This window comes from Pedobacter sp. ASV12, assembly GCF_016429155.1.
In the GTDB taxonomy this organism is placed as follows: domain Bacteria; phylum Bacteroidota; class Bacteroidia; order Sphingobacteriales; family Sphingobacteriaceae; genus Pedobacter.
Window position 1 is genome coordinate 96,036 of sequence record NZ_JAELUC010000003.1, and the last position, 24,401, is coordinate 120,436.

General features: G+C 45.2%; 24 protein-coding genes. 19 read left to right on the plus strand and 5 right to left on the minus strand.

Features of this window, described 5'->3' with window-relative positions; genetic code table 11:
• Nucleotides 1–40: 40 nt before the first annotated feature.
• Together trhO and JHD69_RS02165 are read right to left on the minus strand one after the other, a co-directional pair.
• The gene (trhO, locus tag JHD69_RS02160; RefSeq protein WP_199136972.1) at nt 41–973 is read right to left on the minus strand and encodes an oxygen-dependent tRNA uridine(34) hydroxylase TrhO; all 933 of its coding nucleotides are present in this window, start codon (nt 971–973) and stop codon (nt 41–43) included.
• A gap of 134 nt (nt 974–1,107) precedes the next feature.
• Entirely contained in the window at nt 1,108–3,561 is a 2,454-nt protein-coding gene (locus JHD69_RS02165; protein WP_199136885.1) for a DUF5686 and carboxypeptidase regulatory-like domain-containing protein, read from the minus strand.
• Between the two features lie 135 nt (nt 3,562–3,696).
• Between JHD69_RS02165 and kbl the strand changes: the two genes are divergently transcribed.
• The 5 genes from kbl to JHD69_RS02190 all read left to right on the plus strand — a co-directional run bounded on the left by kbl (nt 3,697) and on the right by JHD69_RS02190 (nt 7,986).
• Nucleotides 3,697–4,887 (plus strand): glycine C-acetyltransferase, encoded by a 1,191-nt coding sequence (gene kbl, locus JHD69_RS02170; protein WP_199136887.1) that lies wholly within the window; start codon nt 3,697–3,699, stop codon nt 4,885–4,887.
• A gap of 16 nt (nt 4,888–4,903) precedes the next feature.
• Complete coding sequence (locus tag JHD69_RS02175) at nt 4,904–5,836, plus strand: alpha/beta hydrolase (RefSeq protein ID WP_199136889.1); 933 nt, start codon at nt 4,904–4,906, stop codon at nt 5,834–5,836.
• Nucleotides 5,837–5,955: 119 nt separating this feature from the next.
• On the plus strand, nt 5,956–6,996 hold the full coding sequence (gene pheS, locus JHD69_RS02180) for a phenylalanine--tRNA ligase subunit alpha (RefSeq protein WP_199136891.1): 1,041 nt from the start codon (nt 5,956–5,958) through the stop codon (nt 6,994–6,996).
• A 1-nt stretch (nt 6,997) separates the two neighbouring features.
• Nucleotides 6,998–7,411 (plus strand): Rieske (2Fe-2S) protein, encoded by a 414-nt coding sequence (locus JHD69_RS02185; RefSeq protein ID WP_199136893.1) that lies wholly within the window; start codon nt 6,998–7,000, stop codon nt 7,409–7,411.
• A complete protein-coding gene (locus tag JHD69_RS02190; protein WP_199136895.1) occupies nt 7,411–7,986 on the plus strand; it encodes a TetR/AcrR family transcriptional regulator in 576 nt (191 codons plus the stop codon). The genes JHD69_RS02185 and JHD69_RS02190 overlap by 1 nt, the downstream gene beginning before the upstream one ends.
• 28 nt (nt 7,987–8,014) lie before the next feature.
• On the opposite strand, the gene JHD69_RS02195 is transcribed toward JHD69_RS02190, so the two are convergent.
• Nucleotides 8,015–8,533: a hypothetical protein gene (locus JHD69_RS02195; protein ID WP_199136897.1), complete on the minus strand. Its 519-nt coding sequence runs from the start codon at nt 8,531–8,533 to the stop codon at nt 8,015–8,017.
• A gap of 133 nt (nt 8,534–8,666) precedes the next feature.
• On the opposite strand from JHD69_RS02195, the gene JHD69_RS02200 reads away from it, so the two are divergent.
• The 4 genes from JHD69_RS02200 to JHD69_RS02215 all read left to right on the plus strand — a co-directional run bounded on the left by JHD69_RS02200 (nt 8,667) and on the right by JHD69_RS02215 (nt 11,497).
• A complete protein-coding gene (locus JHD69_RS02200; protein WP_199136899.1) occupies nt 8,667–8,777 on the plus strand; it encodes a phenylalanyl-tRNA synthetase subunit alpha in 111 nt (36 codons plus the stop codon).
• Nucleotides 8,778–9,028: 251 nt separating this feature from the next.
• Entirely contained in the window at nt 9,029–10,465 is a 1,437-nt protein-coding gene (gene rlmD / locus JHD69_RS02205; protein WP_199136901.1) for a 23S rRNA (uracil(1939)-C(5))-methyltransferase RlmD, read from the plus strand.
• Nucleotides 10,466–10,507: 42 nt separating this feature from the next.
• Complete coding sequence (locus JHD69_RS02210; RefSeq protein ID WP_199136903.1) at nt 10,508–11,077, plus strand: hypothetical protein; 570 nt, start codon at nt 10,508–10,510, stop codon at nt 11,075–11,077.
• Between the two features lie 3 nt (nt 11,078–11,080).
• Complete coding sequence (locus tag JHD69_RS02215) at nt 11,081–11,497, plus strand: hypothetical protein (protein WP_199136905.1); 417 nt, start codon at nt 11,081–11,083, stop codon at nt 11,495–11,497.
• 75 nt (nt 11,498–11,572) lie between these two features.
• Here JHD69_RS02215 and JHD69_RS02220 read toward each other — a convergent pair whose 3' ends face one another.
• Nucleotides 11,573–12,289, minus strand: a complete 717-nt coding sequence (locus tag JHD69_RS02220; RefSeq protein WP_199136907.1) for a head GIN domain-containing protein — start codon at nt 12,287–12,289, stop codon at nt 11,573–11,575.
• A 139-nt stretch (nt 12,290–12,428) separates the two neighbouring features.
• Here JHD69_RS02220 and JHD69_RS02225 point away from each other — a divergent pair, with 139 nt between their 5' ends.
• From JHD69_RS02225 to hemH, 4 genes are all read left to right on the plus strand, one after another.
• Nucleotides 12,429–12,938, plus strand: a complete 510-nt coding sequence (locus JHD69_RS02225) for a phosphoribosyltransferase family protein (RefSeq protein WP_199136909.1) — start codon at nt 12,429–12,431, stop codon at nt 12,936–12,938.
• A 121-nt stretch (nt 12,939–13,059) separates the two neighbouring features.
• Entirely contained in the window at nt 13,060–13,908 is an 849-nt protein-coding gene (locus tag JHD69_RS02230; protein ID WP_199136911.1) for a 4-hydroxy-3-methylbut-2-enyl diphosphate reductase, read from the plus strand.
• Nucleotides 13,909–14,056: 148 nt separating this feature from the next.
• A complete protein-coding gene (locus tag JHD69_RS02235; RefSeq protein WP_255530373.1) occupies nt 14,057–16,360 on the plus strand; it encodes a TonB-dependent receptor in 2,304 nt (767 codons plus the stop codon).
• 2 nt (nt 16,361–16,362) lie between these two features.
• A complete protein-coding gene (gene hemH / locus JHD69_RS02240; RefSeq protein ID WP_199136915.1) occupies nt 16,363–17,376 on the plus strand; it encodes a ferrochelatase in 1,014 nt (337 codons plus the stop codon).
• Between the two features lie 3 nt (nt 17,377–17,379).
• On the opposite strand, the gene JHD69_RS02245 is transcribed toward hemH, so the two are convergent.
• On the minus strand, nt 17,380–18,615 hold the full coding sequence (locus JHD69_RS02245; protein WP_199136917.1) for a 3-deoxy-D-manno-octulosonic acid transferase: 1,236 nt from the start codon (nt 18,613–18,615) through the stop codon (nt 17,380–17,382).
• 66 nt (nt 18,616–18,681) lie between these two features.
• Here JHD69_RS02245 and JHD69_RS02250 point away from each other — a divergent pair, with 66 nt between their 5' ends.
• From JHD69_RS02250 to JHD69_RS02275, 6 genes are read left to right on the plus strand one after another with little or no spacing between them, the layout of a single operon-like run.
• Entirely contained in the window at nt 18,682–19,992 is a 1,311-nt protein-coding gene (locus JHD69_RS02250) for a UDP-glucose dehydrogenase family protein (RefSeq protein ID WP_199136919.1), read from the plus strand.
• Nucleotides 19,992–20,984: a UDP-glucuronic acid decarboxylase family protein gene (locus JHD69_RS02255; RefSeq protein ID WP_199136921.1), complete on the plus strand. Its 993-nt coding sequence runs from the start codon at nt 19,992–19,994 to the stop codon at nt 20,982–20,984. The genes JHD69_RS02250 and JHD69_RS02255 overlap by 1 nt, the downstream gene beginning before the upstream one ends.
• Before the next feature lie 24 nt (nt 20,985–21,008).
• A complete protein-coding gene (gene galE / locus JHD69_RS02260; protein WP_199136923.1) occupies nt 21,009–22,028 on the plus strand; it encodes a UDP-glucose 4-epimerase GalE in 1,020 nt (339 codons plus the stop codon).
• The gene (locus JHD69_RS02265; RefSeq protein WP_199136925.1) at nt 22,029–22,595 is read left to right on the plus strand and encodes a hypothetical protein; all 567 of its coding nucleotides are present in this window, start codon (nt 22,029–22,031) and stop codon (nt 22,593–22,595) included. It abuts the gene before it with no gap.
• 3 nt (nt 22,596–22,598) lie between these two features.
• The gene (rfbB, locus tag JHD69_RS02270) at nt 22,599–23,651 is read left to right on the plus strand and encodes a dTDP-glucose 4,6-dehydratase (protein WP_199136927.1); all 1,053 of its coding nucleotides are present in this window, start codon (nt 22,599–22,601) and stop codon (nt 23,649–23,651) included.
• Nucleotides 23,652–23,662: 11 nt separating this feature from the next.
• On the plus strand, nt 23,663–24,388 hold the full coding sequence (locus tag JHD69_RS02275) for a tyrosine-protein phosphatase (protein WP_233165632.1): 726 nt from the start codon (nt 23,663–23,665) through the stop codon (nt 24,386–24,388).
• Nucleotides 24,389–24,401: the final 13 nt, after the last annotated feature.

Genomic DNA, 24,401 nt, shown 5'->3' on the forward strand with positions numbered 1-24,401 from the left:
TATTGGCATCTAACCATCTATCTTGTTGGTTAATGGTTAACTAGGCTTTCGCTACGGGCTGGGGCACTTTTACATAATAACCGGTCCCGTCGTAAGGTCGCTTGCGTGGGTGGGTAGCACAGGCGGCCGAGCAGCAGCCCTGCAGTTCTTCGCCACATTCGTCGCATTGCGTAAAATGCTCATTGCACTCCGGATTGGCGCAATTGATCATTTTTGAAGTGGTTTTGCCACAGTTGAAGCATTTTGAAACTACGGTAGGATTTACCGAATTGACGTCAACGGCAATGCGGTTGTCGAAAACATAGCATTTGCCTTCAAAATCCTTTCCGCCGGCTTCTTTGCCATATTTGATAATGCCGCCGTGCAACTGGTAAACATCATTAAAGCCATGGTGCAGGAGCAGGGCAGATGCTTTTTCGCACTTGATGCCGCCTGTACAATAGGTCATTATCTTTTTGTCTTTGTATTGCGCCAAGGCATTGATCTGGTCTGGAAAATCGCGGAAATTGTCGATGTCTAATGTAATGGCATTCTTGAATTTGCCCAAGTTGTGTTCGTAGTTGGAACGCACGTCCAGTACAATCACATCTTCTTCTTCCATCATCTTGCTGAACTCCAAAGGCTCGAGATGTTTTCCGGTTTGTTTATTCGGATCGATAATGCTCGTATCCCTCAGGCCAGAATGCACGATTTCGGCCTTGTAGCGGCAGTGCATCTTGATGAAAGAAGGTTCGGCCACATCGTCTATCTTGAATTCGGTTTTGGCAAAGCGCTCATCGGCATGTATGTGTGCCATATAGGCTGCGCAAGCTTCAACAGTTCCAGAAACGGTTCCGTTCAATCCTTCGTCGGCTACAATGATACGGCCTACAAGGCCCAAAGATTTGCAAAAAGCAAGGTGGTCGGCTGCAAATTGTTCAGCCTCAGCTATTGGAGAATAGCAGTAGTAAAGTAAAGTCTGATAATTCATAATTCATTGATACCGTTGCAAACGGCGTTTAATGCGTTGCAAAGATAGCAAAAAAGGCGGAAGGTAAAAAAGTAAAAGGCAAAGGTTTAGTCCTTAATTATTCTTTAGCCCGCTGCCTTTTGCCTTGTTGTGACGCTTTAGAAGCCGTACGAAATCCTGAAGCCTTCTTCTACTTTTTTGTTGCCATCGTAGGCATAGCCGTAACTTACCCCAAAACCAAGGCGCTGCAGGCCGAAATAATATTCGGTGTAGTTTCTTTTTTGCGGTTGGGTTAAATAATTGATGCCTACCAGTTCTTCAAGCTTCAATTTGCGCAACAAAGGGATTTTATTGGTCATGAAACCTGCAAAATTGTGTTCGAAATGCGCTTCGAAGTATTGTTTGTCGGTGCTGTAGATGTAAAAATCAAGGTACCTGAACTTGCGCAGGTTAGGAGGGAAAATGGTCGAATTGTTGCCCCTGAAATGTTTGCTGTCTGGATAAAAAACAGCTGTGTTGTTCAGAAACTTACCGGCACCCAAAACAAACGACGAAAAACCCAATAAGCCAGCGCTGATGCGTTCTTGGTAGACTTCCAGACTAACCAGGTCGTAGTCTACATCGCTGCCCAAAACGTTCTTGATGCCCTTTCTGTAGCCCAACTGAAAGCGGGGGTATTTCGAATCCTCGTAAAATTTGCCATCAGGACGGGTAATGTATTTTTGGCCGATAGTGTAACTCAATGTGGCACTTACATTAAACGAGTTGTAGGTAGGGAAAAGCGGGGTTTCCGAATCCGGTGTAAACGGATTGTTCGAAGTAAACTCCCGGTTCTTGACGTCCCTGATTTTAAAACTGTTGGTGTTTTCCAACGTGTGGTTTCTGGTGTATTCTACGGCAACCGAAGCCTGCAGTCCGTCGGCCAGCTCCCTGGTGGTCGCCACGTTGGCAAACTCCTTTTTGTAGAATTTAGACAGGTTTCGTTCAAAAAGCAGGGTATTGATCGAGTTGGTTAATAAGCTCATCGAGCCATAGCGGTTCAGGTCGGCAATCTCGCTGCCAAAAGAGGCGCTCACGCTGGCTCTTTTCAAAGGATCGTAATAGTAGTTTCCACTGAGGTTAGCTGTAAATATACGATTCGAAAAACCGTATCGCACCTCTGGCCTGATGCTGTAAAACTTGCGGTCTTCGAGCTGCTTCCTGTAGGTAATGCCATATTTTAGCGCAACGCCTTCAGCCGTGTTGTAAAGCACAGAACGCATCAGCGGATCGAAATAGAAATAACGCTTGTTGTACCTGTCGTTTATGCTGTAGCCGGTAAGCGCGAGCTTGACAAGGCCGAATTTGTTGTTTTCGCGTTCCAAAGAATCCAGGTATGGCTTCGATTCTTTGCGCAGGGCGATGCTGTCTTTCCGCTTGTAATCGTACCTTTCTTCGTCGGTTAGTGGAATAGGCCTGTTGTTGGCCCAATACAGCGAGTCTTTTTTGTTGACGGCCCTGGTTACTTTCAGGATTTCGGCCGTAAAATAGTTTTTAGGAAAATTGGGATGGATGTTAAAGTTGCTGTAAACCCCTACAAAATAGCCTTCGAACTTGAATTTGAACACGCTGCCGTTAAACTGGAACTTAATGCTCGATGGCATGTAAACATTTTCTACTTTGATAAACTGTTGGCTGATGTTCAGGGTATCGATCAGGTTGATGCCCGCATCTTGGGTGAGGTATAAATTGGTGCCCATCAATCTCCAGCTGTCGTCGGCAATGTAAATAATGCCCCTAAACACCGGGTCGTTGGTGCGACGCGGCATTACCTCTATTTTGTTGATGGTTACTCCGTTCTCTTCGGAAGTTCCCAACAATTTGTATTTGTAATAAAAAAGCGCATTGTCGGCAATAGGCGAAACAAAACTCCTCGAACTCAGTCCCGAGCCTTCCAGCAAAAGGTTTTCGTAGAAGTTGATGATCAGGTCTGAGGCTTTGTTGAAACTGAAGGAATTGCTTCGTCCGGATACTTTAGATGATACCATTTCTTCTTTAACCTTGCCCGGACGCTTAAAGCTGAACTTTGATTGCGATTCGGATAAATAGAGAATGCCCTTGCGGTTGGTATCGAGGTCTAAGGTTTTCTGAATGTCGCGACCCAGGAATTTTTTCGGTGCGCCCACCAGTTTCTGCAGACCTTTGATGTATACATCGCTGCTGTACTCGTCTACCTCGTTCAGGTGTTTTTTCCGGTTGGCAATGGCCTGCCTGATGATGGCATAGGCGGGGTCTTCGGCATTAGCCCTGATCACTACATTGTTCAAAGTATAGCTTTCTTCGGCCAATGTTGTGTTTAGCGTCAGGTTATCGCTTACCGCAATCGTTTTTTCCGTTGCCTTGTAGCCAATGGCCTTGTAAACCAAGGTGTAGTTTCCCTTGTCGAGCGCAAGTTTGTAAAGGCCATCTACGTTCGCCGATACGCCATGCGTAGTGTTTTTGATGTATACCGAAGCAAAGGGGATAATCTCGCCCTTGTTGTCGGTTATTTTTCCGCTCACTTGATATTGTTGCGCAAATAAAGAATTCAGGGCTGTAATCACAAAAAACAGGGAGAGGAAAATTTTCTTCATAAAGTGTATTTAAATTATAAATATCGATTAAGTTCTGGAACTTAACACATTTAAACTGTTAAAGTTTGTTAACGTGTCTTATATTTGTAGAGCAATCTGCCAGCAAAATGGTTGCATCTTAAATGAAAAATAAATATGTATAAAACTTTACAGCCCGTTCTGCAGCAAGAACTAGAAGAAATAGAAAACGCCGGACTATACAAACGCGAGCGTATCATTACCACGCCTCAGGGTGCTGCCATTAAGGTAAGCACCGGAGCAGAAGTGCTTAACTTCTGTGCCAACAACTATCTCGGATTGTCTTCGCATCCTAAAGTGATCGAAGCGGCCAAAAAAGCGATAGACGAGCATGGCTACGGAATGTCTTCTGTACGTTTTATCTGCGGTACGCAAGATATCCACAAAGAGCTAGAGGCCAAGATTTCCCAGTTTTTGGGCACCGAAGATACCATTTTATATGCGGCTGCTTTCGATGCCAACGGTGGGGTTTTCGAACCTTTGTTCGGCCCGGAAGATGCCATTATCTCAGACGAACTGAACCATGCCTCGATTATTGACGGGGTAAGGCTTTGCAAGGCGCAACGCTTTCGCTACAAAAATATCGATATGGCCGACTTAGAGCAGCAGTTGATTGCGGCCAAAGATTGTCGTCACCGCATTATCGTTACCGATGGTGCCTTTTCTATGGACGGTTCGGTAGCTCCTTTGGATAAAATCTGCGATTTGGCCGATAAATACGAAGCTTTGGTCATGATAGACGAATCGCATTGCTCAGGCTTTATTGGCAAAACCGGTCGTGGTACACACGAGTACTTTAATGTTATGGACAGGATCGATATCATTACCGGTACCTTGGGCAAAGCCCTTGGCGGTGCTTCAGGTGGTTTTACCTCGGGCAAGAAAGAAATTATCGACATGTTGCGCCAACGTTCGCGCCCTTACCTGTTCTCTAATACCCTGGCGCCTTCTATTGCCGGTGCCTCGATTACGGTATTGGATATGTTGAGCGAAACGACCGAGCTGCGTGATAAATTAGAAAACAACACCAAATATTTCCGCGAAAAAATGACCGAAGCTGGTTTCGATATCAAGCCTGGTTTCCACCCGATTGTTCCGGTAATGCTGTACGATGCCAAAATTGCGCAGCAGTTTGCCAGCAAAATGCTCGAGGAAGGCATTTACGTAATCGGATTTTTCTATCCGGTAGTGCCACAAGGCAAAGCCAGGATCAGGGTGCAGCTTTCTGCCGGCCACGAACAGCATCATTTAGACAAGGCCATTGCCGCCTTTACTAAAGTGGGCAAAGAATTAGGCGTAATTAAATAGGCTTTGCTTTAGCTCAATGAAAAGAAGTTTAATGATGATAGGCATGGGGCTGATTGGCCTCATGCTTTTTTCCCAATGCGAGAAGAGCGATCCGCCTTCTTTTCAGGTAGCTGCCCAAGCTGAAACGATGCTCAATGTAAGCTATGGCAGCGATGCCTGGCAAACGCTGGATGTTTACCTGCCGGCCAACCGAACCACCAATACCGGTATTATTATTTTGTTGCATGGAGGCAGTTTTATCGGTGGAGATAAGAACGAATTTACTGCCCAAGCCAAATATCTGGCCAGCAGCGGCTTTGCAGTGCTCAATGTCAATTATCGTTTGGTAGATGGCACCGGCTTGTTCAGTCAGCCCTTACCCGTACACCGCGAAAGTGCCATTAAAATAAAAGACCAAGTGGCCGATGTAGGGGCCGTAGTCGATTATGCATTGGCGCATGCCAAAGAATGGGTGGTTAGTGGCAATAGGCTCGCCTTGGTTGGACACAGTGCGGGAGCCACGCTAGGGTTGCTCTATGGCTACGATGCGAAAAATAACGGCAAGGTAAAAGCCATCGCCAATTTGGCCGGTGCATTAGATATTTTGTTTACCAATTTTCCCAACTGGGAGCAATTGCCCCCTTATGTGCTGGAAGCAGGCTATCGCTACACGGGTTACGAGGTGAATGTGGCCAACGAAGCCTATTACAAAGCCATCAGCCCACTTTATACTGCCAATGCCAATCGAAAAATTCCTACACTGAATGTTTTTCCAGAAAACAACGACATTGAAGGTTTGCCCAAACAGGATTTTAACACCTACAGCGCATTTGGTGCCCAGCTCAATTTGCTAAAGGTGCCCAACGAATTGCTGTTTGTTGCCGGAGCCAACCATACCTTTAACCAAGCCGGAAAATGGGTGCTGGTGCTAGACAAAACCTGCAGCTTCCTCCATAAAAACATGGACTAGCATTTTTTGAGGCTGCGTTTTGGTGCCGCTTAGTTCATTTTCTTGTAATAAATGCATTCAAGATGATTTTTGAACCGGGCAACACCAAATATTTCTATTAAATGCCGTATATTTGGCAGATGTTACAAGACCAAATTACACAGTACACCGCAGAGGTCAATGCATTTGATACCCATAATGCCGACGAACTCGAGCAGTTCCGCATTAAATTCTTGGGAACCAAAGGTATAATCAAAGATATCTTCGACCAGTTCAAAGCCGTTTCTCCAGAAGAAAAGCGGGTTTTGGGCAAAGTACTGAACGAATTTAAGCAATTAACAGAAGCCAAATACCAAGCGCTAAACGAAACCGTCGAAAGTGAGCAGGGCTTGGCCGGTCATGTGCAACTAGACTTAACGCTGCCTGGCGAAGGCTTCGAAGTGGGTGCCCGTCATCCCTTGGCCTTGGTTAGGAGAGAAATCATCGAAATTTTCAATAAACTGGGCTTTAGTGTTGCCGAAGGACCGGAAATTGAAGACGATTGGCATAACTTTTCGGCCTTGAACTTTCCTGAAGAACACCCGGCAAGAGATATGCAGGATACCTTCTTCATTAAAAAGGGCGGCGAAAAAGGCGATATCGCTTTGCGTACCCATACCTCATCGGTACAGGTAAGGATGATGGAAGCCGGACAGCCACCTTTCAGGGCGTTGATGCCTGGCCGCGTATACCGCAACGAAGCCATTTCGGCAAGAGCGCACTGCTTCTTTCATCAGGTAGAAGGTTTGTACGTAGACGAGAAGGTGTCGTTTGCCGATCTGAAACAAACCCTTTTCTACTTTGTACAGGAGCTTTATGGCGAGGGTACCAAAGTACGTTTCAGGCCATCTTATTTCCCTTTTACCGAGCCATCGGCCGAGATGGATATTTCTTGTACCATTTGCAAGGGCGAAGGTTGCCAAATGTGCAAATACAGTGGCTGGGTTGAGATTTTAGGCTGTGGCATGGTTGATCCGAATGTTTTGGAGAACTGTGGCATCGACAGCAAAAAATACAGCGGTTTTGCCTTCGGAATGGGTATTGAGCGTATCGCCAACCTGAAATTCGAAATCAAGGACCTGCGTCTGTTCTCCGAGAATGACGTGCGTTTCCTTAAACAATATAAAAGCGCATTGATCTAAGATGAAAAGACTGATCGGGATATTGTTTGTGGTGCTGATGGCTTCGTCTTGTGCCAAAGAAAATAACTTCATACCCGATTATCCCGTAAATTTTAGCGCACCGTTAACCGATCCGAGGCTTAGCAGGTTGAGCAGTCCCGGTGGGGCAGTAACCTTAAATGGCTACGGCGTTGCGGGGATTGTTATTTACCGTAGGCCAGATAATGCCTACGTGGCCTACGACCGTTGCAGTACGGTAAATCCAGAAAAGAAAAACGCTGTGGTTTTAGACGATCCTGTGATTACGGTAACCGACCCTGTTTCTGGAGCAAAGTACTCTTTGTACGATGGAAGTCCGGTAAAGGCGCCAGCTCAAACATCTTTAAAACGATATAATGTTGCCATTGCAGGCAATAACTTACAGGTGACTAATTAATGGAACCAGAAAAAATAAAAGAAAGCATTGTCAAAGCAGCCAAAGAGCTGTTTAGGAAATATGGTTACCATAAAACCAGCGTAAACGAGATCGCCAAAAAAGCACGTATCGCCAAGGCTACCATCTATAAGTATTTTGATAGCAAAGAACAGGTTTTAGATGCCATTTTGATGGATTACCTGGATGTAAACCTTCACGAAATTTTAAGCAACAAGGTGCAGTTTGCCAGCGAAGAAGAGCACCTGAAAGCCTTGGTCATGAAAACCTGCCGCCTGTCTTTTACGGTTTGCAACGAGTTTATCGGCTGGGATTTTGTGCGCGAAAACGCCAACTCGCAAGAGTTTTTGAAGCACCTGTCAGATCAATTGGAGGCTTTGTTGCTATCGGCCTACCTCGAGCTTGATAGTTTCAAGAAAAACCCGGCGCGTAGGGGAGGTTTGGCCTTTTTGCTCAAAGCGAGCAAAAGCATTGTTTTCTCGTTTGCCTTTACCTCGGTTAGCGATGCCGATGTGCGCAAAAACTTTGTCACCTTTCAAAAAGAAATCCTGCCTTATCTGGTTAAGGCGGCGTTGTAATTCGTAATAGGTTTCTTAAAATTAGAGTCTAATCGTTGGCTTGGCTTTGTTTAATGATAAACTGGCCCACAACTTGGTGCTTCAAAACCAGGAATGCACCTATAATTGTTTTGGCCAGTTGTATGAGCATGCTGCCAGACCCTGTGTTGTTAGGTAGATCGGTTCCATTTTGTAAATAAGTAAAGGTCTGTTGCAAAAATACCGGCGCCGAGTCGATAAAAACATAACCGCCTAAAACAATTAATGCGATATTGATGGCCGCGCCTCCGTTAATATTGGCATCTACTCTTTCTTGTTCAAATCCTTGCGTTAGTTTTAGCTTTTCGATCAGCCAGGCGCTTTTAAAAATCAGAACCAATGGAATGAAAAGGTAAATGGTGAACATGATCAATGGCATTAAGACGTAGGCCATAGTCGATGCATCAACAGGCATACTTGCAAGAGATAATAAGCCCGCTACAAGTTGGCTGGCTGCCGCAATCAAGTGGAGCAGGAAATAGACACCCAATGTTTTAAGAATGATGGTCCAGAGCGTTTTGAGATTCATAAGTGGGTTAGTGTATAAACAAATATAAGAACAGCTTCATGATATCGAAATCCTTTACATAAATTTAACATATACCGTTTTGGTTTTTGGTTCAAAATATTGTATTTTTGTTCAAATAGCAATAAAATAGGCGATGAGTAAAGAAGTTTTAGAAATTTCTGTAATGGTTGACGAGCAATTCGACATGAACTTTAACCTGGTTGAAGGCTTTTTTGGATTAATCCTTAAAGTTTTTGGACAGTAATAAGTTCAGCTGAATTATCCTGGTGCGGATTTGTCAATCCGAATGGAACTTTATGCTTTGTATTTTCTGTTTCAACAGCAAAAAGAAAACCTTCCCAAGGTTCGCCAATGATGGAAAGCTCTTAACTTGACTGTCTTATTTGACCTTTTGCCTCATACCTTCTATCTTCCGCCTTCTTTGGTCTTTCAGCTTTAGTCTTTAGCCTCTAGCCCAGCAAAACTATCAACGCGACTTTTCGTATATTTGCATCAATGAGTAGAAACAGAAGAAATAGCGCTCCGATTGTAATTCCCGAGTTGCAGATTATTGATATTGCCGAAGAAGGCAAGGGGGTGGGCAAAGCCGATGATTTGGTGATCTTTGTAGACAAAGCCGTTCCTGGAGACGTGGTAGATGTTCGCTTGGTGAAGAAAAAGAAAAACTTTGCCGAAGCGGTAATCGAAAAGCTCCAAAAACCTTCCGACCTGCGTACCGACCCTTTCTGTAGCCATTTTGGTACTTGTGGAGGTTGTAAATGGCAACACATGGACTACGAAGCCCAGCTGCGTTTCAAACATAAGAACGTAGAAGCTGCGCTGCAACGCCTGGCCAAGGTAGATACCAGCGCCATGGAACCTATCCTGGGGTCGGCCGTAAACAGGTACTACCGCAACAAACTCGAATATACTTTTTCTAATAAACGTTGGCTCAATGCCGGCGATATGCAGATAGAGCGCGATGATAAGGAAATGAATGCCTTGGGCTTTCACGTGCCTTTGCGTTTCGATAAAATTCTGGATATCGAACATTGCTACCTGCAAAAAGAGCCGAGCAACAGTCTTCGCTTGCGCATTCGCGAATATGCGCTGCAAAACGACCTGAGTTTTTACGACCTGCGCAACCACGAGGGCGCGCTCCGCAACCTGATTATCCGTACCTCTTCAACGGGCGAGCTGATGGTGGTGGTGGTTTTTGCCTATGCCAGCCAAGAGCAGATCGACGGGTTGATGGCGCACGTAAAGACGGCTTTTCCCGAAATTACCTCGCTCCTCTATATCGTTAACCAAAAAAGAAACGATACCATTTTTGATCAGGAAGTTATTGTTTATTCGGGCAGGGATCATATTTTCGAGGCGATGTCGCTCGATGGGTCGGAAGCCAACAAGGTGAAATTCAAGATCGGGGCCAAGTCTTTTTATCAGACCAATTCAGAGCAAGCCTACGAATTGTATAAAATCACCAAAGAATTTGCAGGTTTTAAGGGCGATGAACTGGTATACGATTTATATACTGGCGCCGGAACCATTGCCAATTTTGTGGCTGGTAGCGTAAAACAGGTAGTAGGCATCGAGTACGTGCCAACGGCCATTGAAGACGCCAAATTTAATGCCGAGTTGAACGGTATCAACAATACGCTTTTCTATGCCGGCGATATGAAGGATATCCTAACGGCCGATTTTATTGCCGGTCATGGCAAGCCCGATGTAGTGATTACCGATCCGCCGCGCGCCGGTATGCATGCCGATGTGGTAGATCGCCTGTTGGAAATGGAAGCCGAAAAGATCGTTTACGTAAGCTGCAATGCCGCTACGCAAGCACGGGATTTGGCGCTACTGAAAGAAAAGTACGAAGTGGTACGGATAAAACCCGTTGATATGTTTCCGCATACACAACACGTAGAAAACGTGGTTTTGCTCAAACTGAAGTAAAATAACATCACGGCTGGTTAAGGCCGTCGCAATGGTAAACAGATGAAAAATATTTGGATTTGTTTGTTGACTTTGATGGTTTTGGTTGCCTGTAGGGGCAAGGTCAAAACTGATGGCGCAGTAACAAAGCCAAGCGTGGCCGAAGTACCTGCCAGACCCAAAGTCGATTGGAAGAAGCAAAGCGTTGATACCATTTTGCTAACGCCTGCCGATACGGCTTTTGTGGTCAGAAACAAGCTGGTTGACGATGATATGGGCGACAAGCAAAAAAGCTACCTCATCAATGTATTTTTTGCGCCTAAAAATTGGCCAATGCTGTCATTCGACAAGGCAGTCGGCGCGCATCTTGTTTGGTTAGGCGATTTGGATGGCGACGGACAGCCCGAATTGCTGCTCAGGCCAGAATGGTTCAGCAGTTGTTGGTCAACCGTCAACCTGTTTTCGTTAAAGCATAACAGCTGGAAACTGGTTAAAACAGGCAGCATGTATTTTTGTTCAGACCAATATCCGTTAGCAAAGAGAGTAATCAAAACCGGTCAAGGCTATGCGCTTTTAACCGATAGCCTAACCGATGATAAATTTATCGTCCTGAAAAAAGAAATCAAGTTTTAAGAAATGGAATCAGAAGAATTATTAGGCAATTTAGGCCAAAATGGCAATAAGGAACAGGCGCCAGAACGCAAAAGCCCTTTGGTAAGCCTGGAAAAAGATCTGGCTTTTTATGCCGATTCGATCAAGGAGGTTGCCGTTGAAATTATGGTAGAAGGTATTTCTTCCCATCCTATTTTTATTGCCCACCAACATGAAGTAAGCATTGGCGAGCTGATTTTGAACCGCGAGGAGCTCAATACGGCATGGACTATCCAGGCCTCAACTTTGGAAGAATTTGTTCAAAAAGGAATTATCCATCCCGATAAAAAAGAGCATTTCCTCAAAAGCTACAAAAAGCCGGAAAACTACATGTGCATTTTCGTCATTGTACCCGAAGGCGCCAATTTTGTGTACTATCCATATCCGAAAGCAGCAAACTAGCCTTTGGCCTACAAAAAAGAAAGCCCATATTGCATGTGCGATATGGGCTTTGCTATTTAAACAAAAAAACTAAAACTAATTCACGTGGTTGATGTCGCCGCTTTTTGACGAAGTGGTTTTTTTGAGCGAGGCATTGCCTTTGTAGTGGATATCGCTGCCGCCGCTTGCACCAGCTTCCAACGCTTTGTTTACGTAGATGTTGGCATCAGAACCGCCGCTTACGTTTACTTTGGCATTGTTTACCACAAATCCAAAAGCGTCTATGTCAGAACCGCCAGAAGCACTTGCCTGCATGTTTTCGGCAGTTCCTTTTAAGTCGGCATCGCTGCCGCCACTAATGCTCAGGGTAAGGTCTCTGCAGTTTAGGGTCAGTTTTACATCAGAACCGCCACTGGCTCTTACGTTCAGCTGGTCGGCCTTCATGGTATTTTGGGTGTATACATCAGAACCCCCGCTCGAGGTAAGGCTTTTGATGTTTTTGTAGTTCACATAGACCTTTATCGATTGGTTTTTGAACAGCCTGCTCCAGTTGATGCCCTCTTTGTATTTGATTACTACGCTGCTGCCGTTTTGTTCTACCACCACATCCTTAATTACATCGTCGTTGCCTTTGATGGTAAGGCTTTCGGTGCCACCTTGGGTCAGGTACATGTCAATGCCGCTGCTTACGGTAAGTTGGTCAAAGCTTTTTACGCTTACGCTTCTGTTGCCTTGGGCATAGGCCAAGCTAAGGCCAAAGCCAAAAGTTGCTATTAAAAGGAGGCTGATTTTTCTGATACTGGTCAATTTCATGATTCTTTTTGCTTTAGGGTTTGTAATGATTAGACGCCGATGCCTGCCAAAACGTTGCAGGATTTGCTAAAAATAATTTTTTGTATTTGATTTTGAGGTTTAATTTGTTCTTTTGTAGGCAAGATCAAACAATTTCATTATGCCCGAAAACCAGGTACTTATTCTAGATAAACAGCAGATTGCGCAGAAGATCAATCGCATTGCCTATCAGATTTTGGAAGACAATTTAGGAGAGAAGGAGCTGGTGCTGGCTGGAATTTGGGACCGTGGCTACAAACTGGCCCTGCGCCTGCAAAAAGTACTGCAGGAAATCTCAAGCTTCAACCTGATCTTGTTGCGGGTAGACCTCGAAAAACAAAGCAGCAAACTGGTGGCCAAAACCGACTTGCCCGAAAGCGTATGGAAAAACAAAGTGGTGATCTTGGTTGATGATGTGCTCAATAGCGGCAAAACATTGGCCTATGGCTTGGGTGTGTTTTTGAATACCCCACACAAAAAAATCCGCACGGTGGTATTGGTAGATAGAAGCCATAAAATATTCCCGATTGCTACAGATTTCGTTGGATTGGAACTTTCTACCATTTTAAAGGAGCATGTTGACGTGGTAATGGATGTAGAAGGCGAAGAAGACCGTGTTTACCTCAGCTAAGATGGTTTGTTGCCAACTAAGCCTTTAGATAAAGTTGAATTTGGGATGACGCGAAGGCCAAAGAGGCTGTACTCAACCTCACCTTTTTTATGTATTTTTGTGAAAAATAACAGAGCGCAGGATGGAGTACAATTTAAACGTTACGATTGACAAGTCGTCGGGTTTCTGCTTTGGGGTAGTATACGCCATTGATATGGCCGAAGATATCCTCGACCATGAGGATTACCTCTATTGCCTGGGCGATATTGTACACAACGACGAAGAAGTAGAACGCTTAAAAGCTAAGGGGCTACGCATTATCGACCACGAGCAGCTGCGTCAGCTTTCTAACGAAAAAGTACTCATCAGGGCGCACGGCGAAGCCCCCTCAACTTATGAGTTGGCCCTCAATAACAACCTCACGCTGATCGATGCTTCTTGTCCGGTGGTACTCAAACTGCAGAACCGGATTAAAAACTCGCACGACGATAAAGAACAGATCCTGATTTTTGGCAAGCATGGCCATGCCGAAGTGATTGGCCTGCAGGGGCAGACTGATGGCAAAGCCATTGTTTTTCAAGACCTGGCCGAACTCGACTCGCTGCAGCTGCCCAATAAGTTTACCTTGTACAGCCAAACCACCAAGAGTACCGATAAATTCTACCAGATTAAGGAAGAGTTGCTCCATAGGGGCTATGAAGTAAAAGCCAACGATACCATTTGCCGCCAAGTTTCTAATCGTTACGAAGAACTGGAAGATTTTGTGGCCGGTTATGACAAGATCGTTTTTGTATCAGGTAAAAAATCGTCGAACGGCAAAGTGCTCTACGATGTATGCAAAAAGCACAATGACAATTCTTACTTTATCTCCAATGTAGAAGAATTGGACAAAAACTGGTTCTCTCCAAGCGATAAAGTAGGCATCTGCGGTGCTACCTCAACCCCGATGTGGCTTATGGAAAACGTAAAAACCACACTAGAGGCTTACTAGGCAAATCAAGAAATTTGTTTATGTCAATCCGTTCGACCATTTTCTTCGTAGTACAATTAATTAAGATTAAATTAAGATGATGTTGAAGAAACGCTTTCTACTTTTTGTTTTTCTGATTTCCTCTGTTCATGTTTTTGCCCAAAATGCTATGGTAAAGGGTAAAATAACCGATGTTTTTAGCAATCAGCCCTTAATGGGGGTAAATGTGGCCATACAGGGCAAACAGCAGGTTGCTATCTCGGATAGTTTAGGTAATTATACGCTCAATGGCCTGTTGCCCGGTGTTTATAATCTTCAGTTCAGTCTTGTAGGTTACCAATCGAAGGCGGTATTTGATGTTTTGGTAAGCAATGCCAGGCCAATGACCATGGATGTTGCCTTGGAGGCCGAGGTTAGCAAGCTGAATGAGGTGCTTATCCAAAGGCCAAAATTTATCAAGCCTATAGAAAGCCCCTTGTCGCTCAGGACTATTGGAGCTACCGAAATTAAGCGAAATCCTGGAGGTAACCGTGATATTTCTAAAGTAATCCAGTCGTTGCCTGGGGTTTCGGCGCCGGTCAGTTTTCGCAATGACATCATTATTCGTGGAGGTGCACCAAACGAGAATCGCTTTTATTTAGATGGGGTCGAAATTCCGAACATCAATCATTTTACTACCCAAGGTTCCTCAGGCGGTCCTGTTGGGCTGATCAATGTCGATTTTATCAAAGAGGTCGATTTCTATTCAGGAGCATTTCCGGCCGCAAGAGGCAATGCGTTAAGTTCCGTATTCGAATTCAAGCAAAAAGATGGCAGTCAGGTAAGGCCAGAGGCATCGTTAACTTTGGGCTCTAGTGATTTTGCCCTGATGGGAGAGGGGCCAATCGGCGAAAAGACAAGCTATATGGCTTCATACCGCCTGTCTTATTTGCAAGGCCTTTTTAAGGTACTGGGCCTTCCTTTTTTACCCTCTTACCAAGATTTCCAGTTCAAGCTCAAAAGCCGTTTCAATACCAAGAACGAATTAACGCTATTGGGTTTGGGTGCATTAGACAAATCAGTGCTCAATTTTAATACGAAGCAAACGGAAAACAATCAGTATATCTTGGCCAATCTGCCCGAAAATAAGCAAGAAAACTACACCATTGGCGCGGTTTATAAAAATTACCGTTCAAAGGGCTTTTCAACTTTTGTGCTAAGCAGGAATTACCTGAGCAATAGGGCCGATAAGTTTCAAGATAATGACGAAAACAAACTGCAGACCTTGAATTATCGTTCTACCGAGACCGAAAACAAGCTACGGTTCGAAAATTCGTCGCTAGAAGGCAGCTACAAAATCAATTTTGGAGCAGGGATCGAAACAGCCAATTATACCACCAATAGCCTGCAGGTTTTGCCGGGAGGCACCGAAAACTATGCTTCAGAAATCGACTTGATCAAATATGGCGCTTTTGCACAAGTGAGCGCACCTTATCTGGACAATAAGTTAAACCTTTCGTTTGGATTAAGACTAGATGGAAATAGTTTTAATAGTGAAATGGGGAATCCGCTAAAAACGCTTTCTCCACGTTTTTCGGCATCGTATAACTTTAGCGAAAAAATAAGCTTCAACTTCAATACGGGCATCTACTATCAACTGCCTGCTTATACCGTGCTGGGCTTTAGGGAACAGACTGGTGGCGTATTGGCCAATGCCAATATCGACTATATCAGGTCGTCGCAACTGGTGGCAGGATTTGAATACAACACCCTCAAAAACACCAAGTTTACGGTTGAGGGGTTTTACAAGCACTACGGCAATTATCCAATGGTTAAGGTATTTAATGATGTTGTTCCCCTGGCTAATTTGGGTGCAGATTTTGGCGTAGTGGGCAATAAGCCTGTAATGGGGACCACCGAAGGCAGAAGCTATGGCTTGGAGTTTTTTGCCCAACAGCGCTTAAACCGGGGATTTTATGGTATTTTGGCGCTTACTCTTTTCAGGAGCGAATTCGAAGATAAGAATGGAGAATATGTGCAGTCGAGCTGGAACAACCGCTACATTTTGAGCATGACGGCCGGAAAGCTTTTGCCTCGGAACTGGGAAATCGGTGCTAAGCTGCGGTTAAGTGGCGGGGCGCCTTATACGCCTTATGATATAGCCTATTCATCATTAAAAAGTAATTATTCGGTTTTCCCGCAGGGAATTCCCGATTACGATAGGTTGAATGACAGTCGTTTAAAAGGTTTTTATCAGCTCGATGTAAGGGTGGATAAAAAGTACCCTTTTAAGAAATTTAACCTTAACGTATATTTGGACATTCAGAATTTAACTTATAACAAATACGAAACCCAGGCGCAGCTGGTGCTAGACCGAGATGCCAATGGTAATCCGCAAGATGCCTTGGGAGATCCAACACGTTTCAGAACAAAATTATTAACCAACACCAGTGGTAATATATTGCCAACAATAGGGGTAATCTTTGAACTATAATTATGGGAAAAAAGGGAGTTTTATTAGTCAATTTGGGTACGCCAGATAGTCCGGAAGTAAAAGACGTAAAGAAATATCTAGATCAGTTTTTAATGGATGGCAGGGTAATCGACATTCCCAAATTTAACCGTACCCTATTGGTTAAAGGCATTATCGTGCCATTCCGTAGCCCTAAAACCTCCAAGCTTTATAAGGAAATCTGGAACGAGAAAGGCTCGCCTTTGTTGTACTACAGCAGGATACAGGCCGCCATGCTGCAAGAGCAATTGGGCGATGGCTACCAGGTAGAGCTGGCCATGCGCTATCAAAACCCATCTATCGAAGCTGCCTTAGCCAAATTAAAGGCAGGCTTGGTCGAAAGCATCAAGGTAATTCCCTTGTTTCCGCAGTATGCCTCTGCAAGTACCGGCTCGGTTATGCAGCTGGTCATGGAACTGGTAGGCAAATGGGCTACTATACCGAACATCAGCTTTGTCAATTCTTTTCACGATAACCAGTTGATGATAGAGGTTTTTGCCGAAAATGCCAGGAAACATCGTCCCGAAACCTATGATCATGTTTTGTTCAGTTTTCATGGCCTGCCAGAGCGTCAACTGCTTAAATGCGACCATACTGGAAGCTATTGCCTAAAACATGAAGCTTGTTGCCAAACTTTAAACGATACCAATAAATTTTGCTATTCGGCCCAGAGCCATGATACGGCAAGGTTGTTGGCCCAAGAGTTGGGCATAGCCAAAGCAAATTATACCGTTTGTTTCCAATCTCGCTTGGGCAAAGAGCCTTGGGTACAGCCTTATACCACCGATGTATTGAAAAGGTTGGCTCAGGAGGGCAAAAAGCGTTTGTTGGTGTTTAGCCCCGCTTTTGTGGCTGATTGCCTGGAAACCCTTTACGAAATCACGGTGGAGTACCATGAGGAATTTAGGGAACTGGGAGGCGAACATGTACAGTTGGTTGAAAGCCTGAACGACCATCCTAAATTTGTAGAAGCCCTGGTTGCCCTGGCCAAAAGCTAAAAATTACAACTTCATTTCTTCTTTGATGTAACCGATAATCATGTCGGTAGCCCCCTTTTTGTTTTCGATGTAGGTTTTGGCTCTGTGTTTAAGTTCCTCCTCGCTTTTTAAGCTGTTAAAAGCATGGAGCAATTCGTTTTCATTGCCAATGCTTTGGGCTACGCCGATGGCTATTAGATCTTTGGCCTCCTGAAACTTGTCGTATTTGGGGCCAAAAATAACAGGTAAACCAAAAGCAACGGCTTCCAAAGTATTGTGAATGCCTGCACCAAAGCCACCACCGATGTAGGCTAATTTGCCATATTGGTAAAGCGAAGAAAGCATGCCGATGTTGTCAATAATTAAGATTTTAGATTTTAGATTGGAGCTTTGGGCCAACGGAGAACCGAGGACTGAAAACTTAACCGCGTTTGGGAACAACAATTCGATTTCGGAAATATGCGAAGCACCGATTTCATGCGGTGCAATGATGAATTTCCAGTCTGGGTTTTGATTGGCCAGTGCCACCAATAGCTTCTCGTCGGCTGGCCATGTACTGCCTGCCACCAAAACAGGTTCTTGGCCACAAAAAGCCTCTATTTCAGGAAGCTGCTTTGGCCTTAGCGCATTTTCAAAAACTCGGTCGAAACGCGTATCCCCACTCAGGCTTACCCTGTTAATGCCGATTCCATGCAGGAGTTGAACGCTTTCCTCATTTTGGACAAAGAAATGTTTGACAAAGCCAAGCATTTTTCGGTAAAAGCCACCATAGGGCTTGAAAAAGAGCTGATTTGGCCTAAAAATTCCCGAAATGAGGTAAATTGGAATTTGTTGCTGATGCAGGGTTTTGAAATAGTGGTACCAGAACTCGTACTTGGTAAAAATAGCCAATCGTGGATTAACCAATGCCACAAATTTTTGGGCGTGGCTTGGCGTGTCTAAAGGCAGGTAGAAAATACCGTCGGCCAAAAGATAGTTTTTTCTGATCTCATAGCCCGAAGGCGAAAAAAAAGTAACCACAACTTTAACGTTCGGATATTGCGATTTCAGCTTTTCAAGTACCGGCCGTCCCTGTTCAAATTCGCCCAACGAAGCAAAATGATACCATATCGGTCTGTCGGCTGGATTTATTTTTTGTGCCATTTTTTCGAAGCTGTTTTTTCTTCCCGCAACAAAGAGTGCGGCTTTCGCATTGAACAGCGATGCCAATCTTACCAAAAGCCCATAAATGACAATCCCAATATTATAAATCCAAAGCATTTTGCATCTTAAATTCTTATCTTCGTCCGAAGATAAACGATTAAATTTAAAACCTTCAATTAATATATGAAGATCGCAGTAATTGGAACAGGATACGTAGGCTTGGTTACCGGAACCTGCCTGGCAGAAACGGGCAATAATGTCATCTGTGTAGATATTGACAAGGCTAAGGTAGAGCAGATGAAGAATGGCAAAGTGCCGATCTACGAACCCGGCCTCGACGTGCTGTTCCACCGCAACATCGAGCAGGGACGCTTGTCGTTCACTACCGATCTTGCCCACGCGGTCAAGGAATCGCAACTCATCTTCATGGCCCTGCCAACCCCTCCGGGCGGAGACGGCGCGGCCGACCTTTCGTACATCTTGGGGGCTGCTAAGGATATTTCGAAGCTGGTAACCGAGTACAAGGTGATCATCAACAAGTCTACTGTGCCAGTGGGTACGGCCGACAAGGTACAGGCCGTTTTTAACGAGAACACCCAGGTGGAAATCGATGTAGTTTCCAATCCGGAGTTTCTCCGCGAAGGCGTTGCGGTCGACGATTTCATGAAACCAGACCGTGTAGTGATTGGCACACGCAGCGAAAAGGCACAGAAACTGATGGCTGAGCTCTACGCACCCTATGTGCGCCAGGGCAACCCGATCTTCTTTATGGACGAACGTTCTTCGGAACTGACCAAATATGCCGCCAACTCGTTCCTGGCCACTAAGATTACCTTCATGAACGAAATCGCCAACCTGTGCGAAATTGTGGGTGCTGATGTTGACGCGGTGCGCAGGGGCATCGGCTCCGACGACCGTATAGGCAAGCGTTTCCTTTTTCCGGGCATCGGCTACGGAGGCAGCTGCTTTCCTAAAGACGTGCAGGCGCTGGCGATAGCCGCCGAAAGCAACAGCTATAATTTCCAGTTGCTGAAAGCGGTAATGCAGGTAAACGAGAAGCAAAAAACGATATTGGTAGACAAACTACTCAAATACTATAACGGCGACATCAAAGGCAAATCCTTTGCTTTGTGGGGATTGGCCTTCAAGCCAGAAACCGACGACATCAGGGAGGCGCCTGCTTTGTACATTATCGACGAGCTGTTGATCCGTGGTGCCAAGGTTACCGCATTCGATCCGGAAGCGATGGATAATGTAAAAGCCTTGCTAGGCAATAAAATCGACTATGCCAACAACCAGTACGAGGCTTTGCAAGGGGCAGACGCCTTGCTGATCGCTACCGAATGGTCGGTGTTCCGCAACCCGGATTTCGAAAAAATGGAAGGCCTCCTAGCCAATAAAACCATCTTCGACGGCAGGAACCTGTTCGACCTGCAGAAAATGGTAGACCTCGGTTATTATTACAACAGCGTTGGACGCAAACTGATCGTATAATGGAACGGAAAAGAGTATTGATTACCGGGGCAGCCGGATTTTTAGGCTCACACTTGTGCGACCGCTTCATCAGGGAAGATTTCCATGTCATTGCCATGGATAACCTCATTACCGGCGACTTGCGTAACATCGAGCACCTGTTTAAGCTGGAGAATTTCGAATTCTACCACCACGACGTGTCTAAGTTTGTGCACGTACCGGGCAACCTCGACTATATCCTGCACTTTGCTTCGCCGGCCAGTCCGATAGACTACCTGAAAATTCCGATCCAGACCCTCAAAGTGGGCTCGCTGGGCATCCATAACCTGTTGGGTTTAGCCAAGTCAAAACAGGCCAGGTTACTCATTGCCTCTACTTCGGAGGTATACGGCGATCCAACGGTCAACCCACAGCCCGAAGAATACTGGGGCAATGTAAATCCGGTAGGCCCGCGTGGCGTTTACGACGAGGCCAAGCGCTTTCAGGAAGCCATGACCATGGCCTACCATACCTTCCACGGGCTGGAAACCCGCATTGTGCGCATCTTCAACACCTACGGGCCACGCATGCGACTGAACGACGGGCGCGTATTGCCTGCTTTCATTGGGCAGGCGCTGAGGGGCGAAGACCTGACCGTATTTGGCGATGGCAGCCAGACGCGTTCGTTCTGTTATGTAGACGATCTAATCGAAGGCATCTATCGCCTGCTGTTCAGCGATTATGCGCTGCCGGTAAACATCGGCAACCCCGACGAGATTACCATGATGGATTTTGCCGAAGAGATCATCAAGCTCACAGGAACCGACCAGAAAATAGTCTGCAAAGACCTTCCGGTTGACGATCCCAAACAACGCCGTCCGGATATTACAAAAGCCAAGGAACTGTTGGGCTGGGAACCGAAGGTATCAAGAGCCGAAGGCCTGAAGATTACCTACGAGTACTTCAAATCGTTGCCCAAAGAAGCTTTGGTGAACAAAGAGCATAAAGACTTTAATACCTATAACAAACAATAAATCATATACCCTACCCGAAAAACAATGAAAAAGATTTTAGTAACAGGAGGAGCAGGCTACATTGGCTCGCATACCGTAGTTGAACTTTTTAATGCAGGCTACGATGTTGTCATAGTAGACGACCTGTCTAATTCGAACCCGAAAATTTTAGACCAGATCGAAAAAATCTCGGGCAAGAAGCCAGAGTTTGTCAAATTGGACCTCACCGACGAGCAGGGTGTACATGCCTTTGCGCAGGCGCACCAAGACATTAATGGCGTTATCCATTTTGCAGCTTTCAAGGCAGTTGGCGAATCGGTGCAGCAGCCCCTTAAATACTACAGAAACAATTTTTATTCGCTCATTAATATCCTAACGGCTTACCAAAACAACATTAAATTGGTGTTTTCGTCGTCGTGTACCGTTTACGGACAACCGGATGTATTGCCGGTAACCGAAAGCGCACCGGTAAAGAAAGCCGAGTCGCCTTATGGCAACACCAAGCAGATTGCCGAAGAAATTTTGGCCGAAACCTGTGCCGTAACGCCGTCGTTGAAAGTAATCGCCCTGCGTTACTTTAATCCGGTAGGTGCACATGCATCGGCGCTGATTGGCGAATTGCCTATTGGCGTGCCACAAAACCTAGTGCCGTTTATTACCCAATCAGCCATTGGCAAACGTGGTCCGATTACCGTTTTCGGCAACGATTATCATACGCCAGATGGTTCGGCCATCAGAGATTACATCCATGTGGTTGATTTGGCCAAAGCACACGTGGCGGCCATCAAAAGACTGGAAGACGGCGATGGCGCCAACTACGAAGTTTTTAACGTAGGCACAGGCAAAGGCTCATCGGTATTGGAAGTCATCCATGCCTTCGAAAAATCGACTGGTGTAAAACTGAATTATGTAATTGGTGCGCGCAGGGAAGGCGATATTGAAAAAACCTTTGGCGATGTGAGCTTGTCTAATAAGGTACTGGGCTGGAAAGCCGAACTTGGTGTAGAAGAAATGATGAGCTCGGCCTGGGCTTGGGAGGAATATTTGAAAGCAAATCCCTTTTAAATGAAATTAAGCGAGCATAAGGAACTTAAACAAGAAATTTTGGCATTGCCGCCAAAAGAAAAAGATAAGCTTTTGCTTCGCTTGGTGGGAAAAGACAAGGTGCTTACCGAGCGTCTTCATTTCGTGCTTTTAGAAAACGAAGAAGACCTAAAGCAACGTGTATCAGCCTTAAAGGAGAATATTGTTACAGTAATGCAGGGCCTTAAAACGTTAAAAAACCTAAATGCGAAAGAGGTACTGACCCAATTGCGTAAATTGGCCAAGCAGTTGAACCATAATTACAAGGTAACCAAGGCCAATTATGAAGAAGTAGAACTCAGGCTGTTTTTGGTTAACCATACGGAACTAGGTTTTAAAACCGGCCTTTTTTCGTCGTACAGGAACCACGAGCAGGTCTTAGCCAATTACTTTGTAAAGTATGTGCTGATGACGATCCGGAAGTTTAAAGGCTTGCACGAAGACCTCCAGTACGACTTGAGGGATGAAATGAACAAGATATTAACCAAGATATACCAAGGAAACATGGCAACAGTTGCCAAGCAACTGGACCTGCCCGAACAAGTATAAGTTATGAAGAAGATATTAATTACAGGTGGTGCGGGTTTTATTGGCTCGCATGTGGTACGCAGGATGGTAAACAACTATCCGCAGTACGAAATTGTAAACCTCGATGCTTTGACTTATGCCGGTAACTTGGCCAACCTGGCCGATCTGGAAGATAAAAGCAATTACCGCTTTGTCAAGATGGACATTACCAACGCGGTTGATATTAACCAGTTGTTCAAAACCGAAGACTTTGATGCGGTAATCCATTTGGCGGCCGAATCTCATGTAGATCGTTCCATTACCAATCCCTTGGCTTTTGTAATGACCAATGTAATCGGTACGGTTAACCTGTTGAACGCGGCCAGAGAATATTGGAAAGATAATTATGTAGCCAAACGCTTTTATCATGTAAGTACCGACGAGGTTTACGGTGCGCTGGGCGAAACGGGAATGTTTACCGAAAGTACGGCTTACGATCCGCATAGCCCATACTCGGCTTCGAAGGCAAGTTCAGATCACTTTGTTAGGGCCTATCACGATACCTATGGTCTTGATGTGGTGATTTCCAATTGCTCTAATAATTACGGCTCGCACCACTTTCCGGAGAAATTAATTCCCTTGGCTATTAATAACATCAAAAACAACCGGGCTGTGCCTGTTTACGGCAAAGGTGAGAATGTGCGCGACTGGCTTTGGGTAGAAGACCATGCCCGTGCCATCGATGTTATTTTTCACCAAGCCAAAAGCGGAGAAACCTACAATATCGGTGGGCACAACGAATGGAAAAACATAGACCTGATCCACTTGCTGTGCCGGATTATGGACCGCAAACTGGGGCGTGAGGCAGGCGAATCGGCCAAGCTCATTACTTTTGTAACCGATAGGGCGGGGCACGACCTTCGCTACGCCATCGATTCGACCAAGCTGCAAAAGGAGCTGGGTTGGGTGCCCAGCCTGCAGTTTGAAGAAGGCCTGGAAAAAACCGTAGACTGGTACTTGGATAACGAAGAATGGCTCAATAACGTAACTTCGGGCCATTATCAGGCCTATTATGCTAACCAATACAAAGGGAGGTAAGCTTGTTCGGGTTGTTTAAAAAGAAAAAGGAGCCTGAGTTTAACTTTTCCGCTATCGGAACGGATATGCACTCGCATATTATTCCGGGTATTGATGATGGCGCAAAAAACATCAACGATTCTTTGGCGCTGGCCAAACGCTTCAAGGCCCTGGGCTTTAAAAAGTTGGTAGCCACACCTCACATCATGGCCGATTATTACCGCAATACTCCCGAAACCATCCAAAAAGGATTGGATATCCTGAGAGAAGGCCTGCAGCAAAACGAAATCGATTTAGCAGTAGAGGCGGCTGCCGAGTATTATTTGGACGAAACATTCGAAAACAAGATCGCCAAGAAAAACGTACTGACCTTTGGCCAAAACTTCCTGCTTTTTGAGCTCTCGTTTGTTAATCCGCCACATAATTTGTTCGAAGCCATAGCCAAAATGCAGGATGCAGGCTATCAGCCTGTTTTGGCGCATCCAGAGCGTTACCCTTATTATCAGAATTCTTTAGAAAGCTACGAGCAGATCAGGGATACGGGCTGTATGCTGCAGTTGAATACCATTTCGCTTACGGGTTATTACGGCAAAGGCTGCAAACAGGCCGCCGATGAGCTGGTGGATAATTACTGTATTGATTTTTTGGGTAGCGATATGCACCATTTGCGCCATGCAGATGCCTTGAAAGAAAGCTTATACGTAGAGCGCCTACAAAATATCCTCTCGCAACCACAACTCAACAACCTTTTGCTTTAATAAGGTTTATGAG